The sequence below is a fragment of the Escherichia sp. E.sYA108 genome (assembly GCF_011754335.1).
In the GTDB taxonomy this organism is placed as follows: Bacteria; Pseudomonadota; Gammaproteobacteria; order Enterobacterales; family Enterobacteriaceae; genus Escherichia; species Escherichia coli.
In genome coordinates this window covers 1,659,506-1,672,474 of sequence record NZ_JAAQVZ010000001.1, presented here as the reverse complement: position 1 = coordinate 1,672,474, position 12,969 = coordinate 1,659,506, and the positions used below count along the sequence as shown (strand labels likewise).

At 52.9% G+C, this 12,969-nt stretch carries 7 protein-coding genes; 1 reads left to right on the top strand and 6 read right to left on the bottom strand.

Going from position 1 to position 12,969, the window contains the following annotated elements; genetic code table 11:
• Positions 1–17 precede the first annotated feature (17 nt).
• The 6 genes from HBM92_RS07870 to gyrA form a co-directional block, all read right to left on the bottom strand.
• A complete protein-coding gene (locus HBM92_RS07870; protein ID WP_001225880.1) occupies positions 18–794 on the bottom strand; it encodes a YfaP family protein in 777 nt (258 codons plus the stop codon).
• A 4-nt stretch (positions 795–798) separates the two neighbouring features.
• Complete coding sequence (locus HBM92_RS07865; protein WP_001104503.1) at positions 799–2,448, bottom strand: YfaQ family protein; 1,650 nt, start codon at positions 2,446–2,448, stop codon at positions 799–801.
• On the bottom strand, positions 2,449–6,963 hold the full coding sequence (locus HBM92_RS07860; RefSeq protein WP_000536596.1) for an alpha-2-macroglobulin family protein: 4,515 nt from the start codon (positions 6,961–6,963) through the stop codon (positions 2,449–2,451).
• 23 nt (positions 6,964–6,986) lie between these two features.
• Complete coding sequence (locus HBM92_RS07855; RefSeq protein ID WP_001297934.1) at positions 6,987–7,610, bottom strand: DUF1175 domain-containing protein; 624 nt, start codon at positions 7,608–7,610, stop codon at positions 6,987–6,989.
• Positions 7,607–9,295 (bottom strand): DUF2138 domain-containing protein, encoded by a 1,689-nt coding sequence (locus HBM92_RS07850; RefSeq protein WP_000012318.1) that lies wholly within the window; start codon positions 9,293–9,295, stop codon positions 7,607–7,609. Before HBM92_RS07850 ends, HBM92_RS07855 begins: the two co-directional genes overlap by 4 nt.
• Positions 9,296–9,443: 148 nt before the next feature.
• Positions 9,444–12,071 carry a DNA topoisomerase (ATP-hydrolyzing) subunit A gene (gene gyrA, locus HBM92_RS07845; RefSeq protein WP_001281253.1) on the bottom strand — a complete coding sequence of 876 codons (2,628 nt, stop codon included), beginning with the start codon at positions 12,069–12,071 and terminating at the stop codon, positions 9,444–9,446.
• A 146-nt stretch (positions 12,072–12,217) separates the two neighbouring features.
• Between gyrA and ubiG the strand changes: the two genes are divergently transcribed.
• Positions 12,218–12,940 carry a bifunctional 2-polyprenyl-6-hydroxyphenol methylase/3-demethylubiquinol 3-O-methyltransferase UbiG gene (gene ubiG, locus HBM92_RS07840; RefSeq protein ID WP_000990760.1) on the top strand — a complete coding sequence of 241 codons (723 nt, stop codon included), beginning with the start codon at positions 12,218–12,220 and terminating at the stop codon, positions 12,938–12,940.
• The last annotated feature ends 29 nt before the right edge of the window (positions 12,941–12,969 follow it).

Genomic DNA, 12,969 nt, shown 5'->3' with positions numbered 1-12,969 from the left:
AAAGATAACCTCATTAATCACCAGTCAAAACTTTTCACCAGCGTCAGTTCGCCAGCATTACGCATCGGTACAATAAAAGTTTCCTGTTTCTCATTGACCGACCCTTCATCGGTGATCAGCGTCAGTTGGGCCGTAGTTAATTCCGTTTCGCTGCGTCCGCCATAGTAGTTGATATACACCTGATAACGGCCGTGAACTGGCGCTGGCATGGCGAAAATCTCGGGGCCGTACCCTGTCGTGACATCCATATCCAGTGCACCACTGTTTTTCAGCACGGTGTTACCGTACCAGGCATATTCACCGTCAGGCGTAACGACATGAAGATCGAGGTCGGTATTGTCCGTATCCCACGAGAGAACCAGCCGTAAACGTGCGCGAATCGCCCCAGCACCCGGCGTTGAGTAAAACTGCATTTTTTGTCGGCTTTGCCCATCTGGGCTGATGACCTGCACGCTGTTGCTGCCTTCAGTGAAAATATAAGGGCGTGCAAAAGAACCATCTGATTCAATTCTCTGCGGCATACTGGCACCGTTGACCACCAGCCGGCCCTGCTGAACTTTACCCGCCGCAGCATAATTCTTTATTTTGCCGCGGATCTGCGCTGAGATATTTTGATCATCTGCCATGTTGACGGACGACGCCGGGTAATTGATCGTTTGTGAAAAACTGGCATCTTCACCCTCTGCCGGATGCCAGCCAGAGAGCGGTGCATCAATCTCGACTTCCTGCACACCTTCACTGTGAGCGACAGGCGAAAGCGCCACCAGTAACAACGGAAGAAAAATCTTTCGCATAGCATTAGTCCATTAATAATTGTCGGGTCAGCGTTTCGATATAGTTCTCATCAAGCCCGGTGGGATAACCATCAAAGGCCAGGTGCAGATACTCATGGGTTAAATCCAGCCGATCCTGAAGCGTAAAGAAGTTACGAATAAACAGCCGTTTCTGCTGCCGATCGGTATAGGGGAAACCTGAGACTAAACGACAGACCGCAAACACGTCTGGTTCGTTGTATCCCGTCTCACCTTGTAATATACGCCGCCACTGCGGCATTTTTTTCGCCAGCCAGGCTTTCGCTTTGGGTAATAACTGGCAGGTTGAGCGTGGCGCTCCCCAGCGGCTAAGGTTGTTGTCGGGATAAGCAAACGCAAGTATCTGATCATAACGCTCTCCCTGCCCCGCCTGGGCAGTAGCGTGCCGCCAGGAAAGCGTCCCTTCGGTAACCCGGCTGCCATGATAATGAACCGGATCGCCCGCATAGATGAGATCCTGCGTCCAGGCGGTCATCGTTCGCGCCCCCGTGGTAGCTGGCGAAGCCGAAACACGCTGTGTGGCGCTGCTGTCAGGGATGGTCAGGCAATCGCCTTCCCGATTGGCGTTTTGCTGTAAGAAAGTGCGAATCGCCACGGTCATAGCTTTCGCTGCCTCAGGGGGCGTACTTTTCGCCTCGCGATCCAGAACTCTGGCAACGTACTCTTCACGATCGAGATGCGACTGCAATTTCAGTTTGCCCTTTACCGTCAGTAACGTTGTCTCACCGTGGCTGACAAATGTCATGTGGTTACCATTGGCAAACGTCACACGATAGCGCCCATTGAGCACGCCTGGTTTGAATGCCGTCGTACTCTTTTCCTCAGTAACTTTCTTCAGCGGATAACGAGCAAACAGATCCACCAGCACACATTGCCCACTGGCAACTTGCGTCGGCACTGGCAAAACCCGATTAAGCACCGTCGCATAACGGGTTAGTACCGTTTTGCTGGTGCCACTGCCAGTAGCCCACAGCGGTGTACCATCGGTTAACCAGCCAGCAAAACCACCCTGACGGATTTCCTGCTTATCATCGGCAAACCAGCTCCAGGTTTTCACCCGTACCCGACTACCGAGCATGGATGCGACATCGATTTTCGCCTCGTCCAGCACCACATCCAGTAAGACTTCCTGAGCTTTGTTTTGCGCGGGTAACGTCGCTAAAGAATCAAGCAGCGATTTAACCGTTACCGAGGTTTCTGGCTTCAGCGTAGTAAGAGACGCTAACCACGCAGGTGCCTGACGCTGTTGCCAGTATTGCCCCCACACATCTGCGCCAATATGCAACCGCTGCGGCGCAAAATAGAGTCCACAGGAGCGTACCAGCGCGGTATCGCGCGTTATGCTCTCCCCAGCCTGACAACAATAAACCTCTTCCGGGGAGTTTCCGCGACACTGGTAGGGCTGCTCCGGTTGATGGGTATCCTCCAGCCAGGCGTAAACATACAGTTTCCACAAACTCCCTAATGGCGTGGTGAGCGTGTCAGGTAATGCCGAGACTTTGGTCACGCCTGATGACGACAGCTGATACAGTTGATCGTGTTGCGCGCCCCGCAGCGCCAGTTGTAACGGCGTCTCCTCCGCAAGCGTTGGCAGAGTAACCAACGCCAATAGCCAGACGATTCTGCGCCAGTTCACTTATTTCACCTGCATCCCGGTCCATTCACTCCCTGGCGCAACACTTTGCTGTGCAGGTGCATAGGAACGCACATAACGAGCAGGAGGCAGAACGAATTGCCCTTTTTGCGAGAAGCGCAGCAAATGGCGGAAAGTGACCGTTCCCGTCAGTTCTTTCACCGGCAACATATAGGCCAGTTCGCCCATTTCATTACGCGCTTTTTCCAGCAATTGCCCCTGCTGTTTTCCAGCGTTAGGTTTATTGACCGAAATGCCCCACGTTGTCCGCTCAACGTCGGCTCCCGGCGGGAGCGGTACTTCCACCTGACCATAGCGCAGAACTGCATCCTGCTCGCTGGTAAGCATAATTTCATCGAGATACAGCGCATCGCTGTCAATCTCATTGCTGGTCACCGGCTGCAGAGTAAAGCTCATCTCTTCTTCACCGGGGATAAGCCGATACAACTGGCGTTCAACGGTCACCGGAATGTTACTTTGTTGAGCCGTTTTTGCCGGTTCACGCCAGCGGACCTGCACATTTTGCGGCGACAATTCATCACCAAAAGAGAGAATGTCCGGCACGCCCTGACCAACCCAACGCCAGTATTCGCCTCCTCCGGTTAACTTATGTTTGGCCCATGCGCCCGCAGGCGCAGGCAACACAACTGGAGGCATTGTCGCCATATATTTCGCCAGCCAGTTCATGGCCAACGCGCGCTCAATGGTGGATTGCTCAGCGGTTAAACCACTTAAAATAGCGGCCGCCTGGGTAGCGTCGCCTCCACTATTGAGCAGCACAACCGTGTGCGCCAGCGGTTGGTTGCTGTTTGCTGCTTTATCCCACGCATATTGCTGAACCTGTGGCATCACAGTGGACTTCAACTGCGCTTTTTTCAGCAACGTCATGGTTAAGACGTTTGCCACCGCATCTGCCAGTGGAGATTCAGGTGTATCGAGGATCAGGCTGTCATTGATATCGCTGGTGTCTTCCTCAGAGAAATCTTCAGTTTTAGTTCCGCGCCGGGCGATAGCTTCATCCAACCCTTTCAACAACGTTTTGCACGGCAGATTCATCTCCTGTGCCCACGCCAGCACCAGCGCCCGATGCAATAACGGCATGTTGTCCGCCTGCTCGGCATAACTGTCGAGCATATGTTGCCAGTATTCCGGTTGCTGCGTTACGCCGAGCGCCTGGCTGGCCTGCCAGTCGGCGTACCATGCCCATGCCGTGAGGAAGGCGTCGCCATTGCCATCTTCACCCCACCAGGTAAAGCGCACTCCGGGCCCCGCCAGTTGCATCAGCCGCAGACGGTTATCCTGAATCATCTGACGAATGTCGTTAGCGGCGGCACTTTGATGATCGGCAAGCGAACGCCAGGCGAGACTGAGCGGGATCAGACGGCTACCGGTGTTGATCACGCCACCCCACGGTTCATCGACTAATGCATCAAGATTGTTACGGAAAATCTCCTGCGGCGTTTCGCTACTTTGTAGCCGGATATTGCTCGCCTGCTCGGGCAACGTCAGCGCATTATCGCCACCGCCGAGCATGACGTTTTTCTGTTGTTCAACGGGCCAGCTGTTATCCACAAAAGACAGTTTTGTGCTAATGCTGTCCTGTACTTGCCCATTTTGTTGCAGTTCTGCACTTAACAAGCCAGATTGCTGAATATTCTGCGTCAGCGAAATATAATTCGCCCCTTTGTGCAGCGTCAGCGTCTGGCGCATCTCAGCACCTGCAAATTTAGTCACCAGCGCCACCGGTTCGTTATCCTGCTGACTGAAGATAAACAGTCCTGCCGCCGGTTTGTCGCCCATGCGATACACCGTTGGCATACTCCATTTCATGTAGAGACTTTTTTCCGAACGCAGATAAGCACGCCCCTGCCCGACCAGCCCGTCGCCGTTCATCCCACGCGCGGTGATGCGCCAGCGGGTTAACGAATCAGGCATCAGGAACGTGAAATACGCTTTGCCTTGTTTATCGGTTGTGAGTGACGGCATCCAGGCCGCGGTATCCACCTCTTCACGCCGTGGACGTTCAAGCATTTTTACTCGCCGCTCGCTGCGGTTAGTCGCGCCAGGCGCAACCGGCTCGCTGGAGAGCGCCTGATCGTAGCTGATAAATGACAGGCTGGAGCTGGTACGCACATTGTTACGCCCCAGCGGATAGAAAAATTTGCCGATATTCGGCGCGATTTCCGGTTGCAGCGCGTAGATCATTTCATCGACCACACCTACCGTTAACTGCGCAGAAACAGGTTTACCTTTCAGCGACGAGGTTAATTCGACATTGACCAGTTCACCAGGCTGGTAATGGGTTTTGTCCGTTTTCACCCGGATATCCAGCTGGGGAACGGCAACTTTAATCCCGGCGTTCTGAAAACTGTACTGACCGTTACGGGTATACAGCACCGAAAAAGTGATGTTAGGCGCAAAGGAATTGCTCACCGGTACGCGGGCTTCATACTGGGTATCGTTTAAACGTTGTAGCGTTAGCCAGTTTGCCGGATGCGATAGCAGCGACTGCTGTTCCACGCGATCGCGTTCCAGCGTCAATAATGCTTCATCAATTGGCTCCGGGAAGGTAATCAGCATCTTCGCGGTTTCGCCAGGCTGGTACAGCGTTTTATCTGCCACGATATCTACCGTACCAGTATGCGACGTGCTGCCCTTACCGCTGACTGCATGGCTTAACCCGGCGAGAATTAAGCCGTCTTTATCGCGTAATGTCAGATTGTAGTTGCCAGGTTTAGCGAAATTGACGGTAAAGGATTTGCCGCCTGACGGTAGCTCTCCGCTGTGGCTCGTGCGGTCTTCGAGACGCAACCATTCATACGTAACAGGAACCTGTTTTGAAGATTCCAGCGCGGCATAACGGAACACAACCAGCTCGCCGCTATTACTGTATTGTGCGGCGGTACTTAAAGAGTAATGCGCCAGGCCACGTTCAATGAGGATCTCTTTGGTGGTGGTAACTCGATACGCCGCGCCGTCACTGGCGGAGACGGTTAACAAATAACGGCTCGGTTTATCGGCGGCGGGGAGATTCAACGCCACATGACCATTATCGTCGGAAACCGTTTCACTGCCTTCCAGCGACACCGGGAAACGTCCTGCATAACGCAAATCGTTACCAACCATTGATAATTGCTGAGCGCGCAAACTTAACTGCACGCGGGCATTTTTTACCGGCTCGCCATCCGGGTAGAGCAGTTGCAGTTTGCCGCTGACCGCTTCGCCAGTTTTGAACTCTTTTTTATCGAGAGCTAAACCAATCTCAAAATGGGGTTTGATGTAGTTTGCCACGCGAAAACTGCTGCTATAGACCTGTTTGCGGTAAGCAAGACGTAACTCATAACCTCCGGCGACGGCATTTTCTGGCAGGCGGAAACTCCCCTGCCCGCCATTACGCGCATCCAGCGTGACATTGACGGTTTGCAACAGACTGCCGTTGGCGTCCAGCACCGAAAGCTTCGCCGGTGCGCTGACGATGGGGGATGAATGCAACGGATCGTGGAACTCGCGGCCCATCACTTTAACATCGACACGATCGCCTGCGCGATATAGCGGGCGATCGGTAAAGATATACAAGCGGGTGTTGTAGATTTCGCTTTCGTAGAAAAAGTTCTCGGAGACAAAAACGCCGCCTTCAGCATCCTTACCCAGAATATATGAACGTTCTGGCGATATATGTTGTAACTGCAAGGTACCGCTGCCATCGGTCACACCGCGGGTCATCACGCCAAGACCGTCAGTCCACAAGATCTCTGAGCCGGTCTTCGCTTCACCCTGTTTTTTCCCCGCGGTCCACACCAGAAGCTCGTTACCTGACACTTTGCTAAGCGCCACTGTATCGGAAACAAACACCACCGTCGTCGCCCGATACCCACCCACTATCGCCTCGACGAGGTACAGTCCCGGCTCTTGTTTGCCGAGAGGAATATAGATGTTGCCCGGCTGCGGCGAAATGAAATTGCTGGATGCGCCTTCCAGTTTTACCCCTTGTTGCGGCTCGACCGGTTTAGCCTGCCATAGTGGGTAACGGAACTGTTCCACTAGTGGATATTTTTTCAGCGGTGAAAACTGGTTGTTCTGTACATAACGGGAAGGCTTAATAATGGCATTGCCGAGCTGTAATTCGGGTAACGCCTGAGTCACATTCTGCCGTGACTGAGAAGAGAAAGTACGCTGCATCACGCGGCGAGATTTGCCGTACCAGTTATCCCACAGCCAGGTCAGCGTATTGTTCAGTCCGTCGCCCAGATATTGCGGTTGCACCACAATGCGATGCAGGTTTTTCTGCTGGCGCAAAAATGCCATCGGGTCAGGAATACGATACAGGCGAACGTCCACGCCGCCGTACTCTTCCATCTGATAGCGCCGATAATCACGCCCCGGCGCTTCCAGTCGCACTTTCGCCTCTTCACTGCTGCTAAAACTGCTGTCAGCGAGCAAAAAGAATGTTCCCCCGGCGGGCGGCACATAGTTACTGGAAGGAAGCGAATCATCAGCATTAGCAAGCCCTGTTCCCACAAGAGACAGGGACAAGCACGCTGCTATCGCGCCAGAAAATTTAAACGATAAATGCCAATGAAATTGGGATTGGAATCGTTGGGTATCCATCGGGTGTCCTTCCATGTCATAAGTTGTTGCAGACTGACTGCGCGCATTCCGTTGTCAGTTTTCGTGGCGCTTCCGGTGTGGTAGATGATGTAACGCCCCATCCAGACCATTAAGTGCTGGGCATCGCCCTGATCGAAAAAAATCATATCGCCAGGCAGTGCCTGGTTTATGTCCTGGCCAATAAACTGGCTGTTGTACTGAATCAAATTAATCGCGGTCACATAGGGGCCGGTTTTCCCATTCCCCTGATTCCAGTTTTGCGCCAGTTGACGCTGTTCAGGTGTTAGCGTCATCTCTGGCGGCAAATACTGGTTAGATAAACCGTTACTTTTTAGCCATTTACTGTCGTGAACTTTCAGCGCCTCGTTCGCCGCAAATCGCACCAGGCCCGCGCAATCCTGTTGATACCAGCGTGGGCTTGGCCCCTGGCGGAGCTGTTCCTGTGCAATGCGCACAAACCACGCGCGAAACAGCCCGGATTGTTCGACATTTAGCATTTCACTATGGGCAACAACACAATACAGCCAGCAAATCAGCACCAGCAGCCCGTGTCTCATAGCGGTTGCCAGGTTATGGGTAGCCACTGCCAGGCGGCACCGGGTTCCATCTGGGCCAGCTTCATGACATAACGCGGTTGTTGAGATAAAGCGTCCAGCTTCGGCATTAATAAAGTTTGTGCGGCGTTATAAAAAACCGGTTCGAGATTCTTCGGCAGACTGGTCAGCGTTTCGTTACGCAGCAGTTTCGCCATTCCTTGTGGATTGATATAGAGCGGAACGATGCCATCAGTGGGTATTACATCCACCATTGCCGGGCGGGTTTTATTCAGTGCTTGCAGGGCGTTATTAACCAGCGTGTCATCGAGGGAGAAAAGCAGCGTTTTGTTTTGCATCGCCAGCGACACGCGGAAAAAATAATCCGACATTAATTGATCGGGTTGCGCCGCCTGCGCTTTCGGATACTGACCGTATCGGGAACTCACTTCGCGACGCCAGATTTGCGCTTCGCCCTGCTGAGTCTGGCTTACCGGCAAAACACCTTCTGGCGCTTTGCTTTCGTGCGCACCAATATTTTGCGTAAACAGTTTCCCTGGCAATTGCGCCTGTTCGGCAGTGCCATCAAACTGACCAACAAATAGCGGGGTTTGTAATTTTGAGTCTTCATACCAGCACCGCCCGGCGCCACCGTCTAACGCCCCATTCAGCTTGTCGTTTTCCTGGCTGATGTGCGAAAGCATCTCTTCGGCAATACCGTGTGAATACGGCACCGCCACACAGAAGCTGGCTCCGGCAGGCATACTGTTCCATACCGGCGTAAAATCGAAACTGGCATCTACGCTGGCGGATTCATCATTTAACGCCACAAAGCTATGCCAGCCGTCGTTACCCATTTCGAAGCGCACGCCAGCAAAAGAAGGCATTAATCGCTGGTAGCCAAACCCCAGCAACCTGGCGCTGACTACGATGCGCTGGCGTACTGGCGTTTTTTCGGCAGTACGCGCTTCCAGGCCAAAGCGGGTTTCCCAGCGTTTTTTACCACTCAACAAATCACTTGCGATCGCCGTAGCTTCGGTATCCTGTTGGTCATCTTTAAACAGCATATCCGAACTGGAAAACGCCAATATTTTGTCCTGATAAGTCGCAAACATCAGGACGTTATTGCCGTTATAGCGCAACTGATAAACAGGAATAGTTTCACTATTTATCTTGATGCTACTGATTTCCGTCTTGCTTAACTGGCTGTCGCTGGTAGCGGCAAACAACAATGGCTCCAGCAGTTTGCTTAAACCACTGCGCTGGATAAGCACCATATAATGTGAAAGATGACCTTGTTTATCATGCCACAGTGCCGCCTGCGCGGGCTGGTCTAAGAGTGACGAAAAGAGCTTATCTTTCAGCGTGAGATCGTGTTCATAGACAATGCGGCGAATGCTGCCTTCAATGCCCAGACGATCGGCATGATTCTGATAATAGAAAACGAAATCTTCGCTCAGAACATCGTGGAGAAACGGAATGGTAAGGAGATCTTTGGGAAGCTGGCTCAGAGAGTCGCTGTCGAGAAAGAGGTCCGGCTCATTGAGATCGATTTGCAGATTGTTGTGCACCACCAGTGGCGACAACGTTTTTTTTGGCCCACTGCCAGCATATTGCAACGCCCATACGCCAGCGGATAGCAGCGCTATTGCCCCAAAACCAACAAGGCCATAAAACCGCCAGCCTTTCGCCTTTTTTTCACCACTCATTGCCACATTCCTTGTGTATAGCCAGCCATTTTTTACGGGCACAGCCAAACTTTACCGCGCCCTAATACGACAAAAGCCCAGACTTTACAGCCTGGACTTTTCAATTCAAAAAAGGGAGATGGCTCCCTTTTGGCATGAAGCGATGAAATTATTCTTCTTCTGGCTCGTCGTCAACGTCCACTTCCGGAGCGATTTCATCGTCCCCTTCCGCGGCACTGCCGTCGATGGTATCCAGATCTTCCTCGTCAACCGGTTCAGCAACACGTTGCAGACCCACCACGTTTTCATCTTCCGAAGTACGGATAAGGATTACGCCCTGGGTGTTACGGCCTACGATGCTGATTTCCGAAACGCGAGTACGTACCAGCGTACCGGCATCGGTGATCATCATGATCTGGTCGCAGTCATCTACCTGCACCGCGCCAACCACTAAACCGTTACGTTCGGTAACCTTGATGGAGATAACCCCTTTCGTCGCACGCGACTTGGTTGGGTATTCCGCCACTGCGGTACGTTTACCATAACCGTTCTGCGTTGCGGTGAGGATTGCGCCATCGCCACGAGGCACGATCAGAGAGACGACTTTATCGCCTTCGCCTAAACGAATACCACGAACACCGGTGGTGTTGCAGCCCATCGCACGGACAGAAGACTCTTTAAAGCGCACCACTTTACCTTCAGCGGAGAACAGCATTACTTCGTCTTCGCCGCTGGTCAGGTCAACGCCGATCAGCTCATCGCCTTCAACCAGTTTGATCGCCACTTTACCGGCGGTACGCAGACGGTTGAACTCGGTGAGGACGGTTTTCTTCACAGTACCGTTAGCGGTCGCCATGAAGACTTTCACGCCTTCTTCAAACTCGGTCACCGGCAGGATCGCGGTGATACGTTCGTCCTGTTCCAGCGGCAGCAGGTTGACGATCGGACGACCGCGCGCGCCACGAGTGGCTTCCGGCAACTGGTAGACCTTCATCGAATAGACGCGGCCACGGCTGGAGAAGCACAGAATATGGTCGTGAGTGTTCGCCACCAGCAGTCGGTCGATAAAGTCTTCTTCTTTAATACGTGCGGCAGATTTACCTTTCCCGCCACGACGCTGCGCTTCGTATTCAGAAAGCGGCTGATACTTCACGTAACCCTGGTGAGAAAGCGTGACCACCACATCTTCCTGGGTGATCAGATCTTCCAGGTTGATGTCGGCGCTGTTAGCGGTGATTTCGGTACGACGTTTGTCACCGAACTGTTCACGAACCAACTCCAGCTCTTCACGGATCACTTCCATCAGACGATCGGCGCTACCAAGAATACGCAACAGTTCCGCAATCTGATCCAGCAGCTCTTTGTATTCGTCGAGCAGTTTTTCGTGCTCAAGGCCGGTCAGTTTCTGCAGACGCAGATCCAGAATCGCCTGAGCTTGCTGTTCGGTCAGGTAGTACAGACCATCACGCACGCCGAACTCTGGCTCCAGCCATTCCGGACGCGCAGCATCGTCGCCCGCACGTTCCAGCATCGCAGCAACGTTGCCCAGCTGCCACGGATTTGCAACCAGCGCGGTTTTCGCTTCTGCAGGCGTCGGCGCATGACGGATCAGTTCGATGATCGGGTCGATGTTCGCCAGCGCCACGGCTAATGCTTCAAGGATATGAGCACGATCGCGAGCTTTACGCAGTTCGAAAATAGTACGACGGGTCACTACTTCACGGCGGTGACGAACAAACGCCGCGATGATGTCTTTCAGGTTCATGATCTTCGGCTGACCATGGTGCAATGCCACCATGTTGATACCGAAAGAAACCTGCAACTGGGTCTGGGAGTAGAGGTTGTTGAGCACAACTTCACCGACCGCATCGCGTTTCACTTCAATCACGATGCGCATACCGTCTTTGTCAGACTCGTCACGCAGCGCGCTGATGCCTTCCACGCGTTTTTCTTTTACCAGTTCCGCAATCTTCTCGATCAGGCGCGCTTTGTTCACCTGATAAGGAATTTCGTGGACGATAATGGTTTCACGTCCGGTTTTGGCGTCAACTTCTACTTCGGCACGGGCGCGGATATATACCTTGCCGCGACCGGTACGGTAAGCTTCTTCAATACCGCGACGACCGTTAATGATTGCCGCCGTCGGGAAGTCTGGCCCCGGGATGTGTTCCATCAGCCCTTCAATGCTGATGTCTTCATCATCGATATACGCCAGACAACCGTTGATGACTTCCGTCAGGTTGTGCGGCGGGATGTTGGTTGCCATACCTACGGCGATACCGGAAGAACCGTTCACCAGCAGGTTAGGAATTTTGGTTGGCATGACGTCCGGAATTTTTTCCGTACCGTCATAGTTATCAACGAAATCGACCGTCTCTTTTTCGAGATCGGCCATCAGTTCATGGGCAATTTTCGCCAGACGGATTTCCGTATAACGCATTGCCGCCGCAGAGTCGCCGTCGATGGAACCGAAGTTACCCTGACCGTCTACCAGCATGTAACGCAGCGAGAATGGCTGCGCCATACGGACGATCGTGTCATAAACCGCCGAGTCACCATGGGGATGGTATTTACCGATTACGTCACCAACGACACGGGCAGATTTTTTATAGGCTTTGTTCCAGTCATTGCCTAGTACGTTCATGGCGTAAAGTACGCGACGGTGTACCGGCTTCAGGCCATCTCGGACATCTGGCAGCGCACGGCCAACAATGACCGACATCGCATAATCCAGATAGGAGCTCTTCAGCTCTTCCTCAATGTTGACCGGTGTAATTTCTCTCGCAAGGTCGCTCATCTAACCGCTATCCCTCTACTGTATCCCGGATTCAAAGGTCGCAAATTATAACACAGCCGCGCAGTTTGAGGTAAACCTATACGCTTTATTCACATCCAATGCCTGATATACTCGTTTGTCTTGCCAATTACGGAGTAGAAGTGCCAATGAATGCCGAAAAATCGCCGGTAAACCACAACGTAGACCACGAAGAGATCGCTAAATTTGAAGCCGTCGCCTCCCACTGGTGGGATCTTGAAGGTGAGTTCAAACCGCTGCACCGCATTAACCCGCTGCGTCTGGGCTATATTGCCGAGCGTGCTGGCGGTTTATTTGGCAAAAAGGTGCTCGATGTCGGTTGTGGCGGCGGCATTCTGGCCGAGAGTATGGCGCGGGAGGGCGCGACGGTGACCGGTCTGGATATGGGCTTTGAGCCATTGCAGGTGGCAAAACTGCACGCACTGGAAAGCGGCATTCAGGTGGATTACGTGCAGGAAACCGTGGAAGAGCACGCGGCAAAACATGCCGGACAGTATGACGTGGTGACCTGTATGGAGATGCTGGAGCACGTCCCCGATCCTCAGTCAGTGGTCAGAGCCTGTGCGCAACTGGTGAAACCGGGCGGCGATGTCTTTTTCTCGACGCTTAACCGCAACGGCAAGTCATGGCTGATGGCGGTGGTTGGTGCGGAATATATTTTGCGCATGGTGCCTAAAGGTACACATGATGTGAAGAAGTTTATTAAACCGGCAGAATTGCTGGGCTGGGTGGTTCAGACCAGTCTTAAAGAACGGCATATGACCGGGCTGCATTACAACCCTATCACTAACACCTTTAAGCTCGGCCCCGGCGTGGATGTGAACTATATGCTGCATACGCAGAATAAGTGAGGTTGTTGTTTGGATTCATCCGGCAACCG

Bases quoted from the DNA above. Each gene is read 5' to 3' on its own strand.
- HBM92_RS07870 (WP_001225880.1), bottom strand. From the start codon at position 794: ATGCGAAAGATTTTTCTTCCGTTGTTACTGGTGGCGCTTTCGCCTGTC.
- HBM92_RS07855 (WP_001297934.1), bottom strand. From the start codon at position 7,610: ATGAGACACGGGCTGCTGGTGCTGATTTGCTGGCTGTATTGTGTTGTT.
- HBM92_RS07850 (WP_000012318.1), bottom strand. From the start codon at position 9,295: ATGAGTGGTGAAAAAAAGGCGAAAGGCTGGCGGTTTTATGGCCTTGTT.
- gyrA (WP_001281253.1), bottom strand. From the start codon at position 12,071: ATGAGCGACCTTGCGAGAGAAATTACACCGGTCAACATTGAGGAAGAG.
- ubiG (WP_000990760.1), top strand. From the start codon at position 12,218: ATGAATGCCGAAAAATCGCCGGTAAACCACAACGTAGACCACGAAGAG.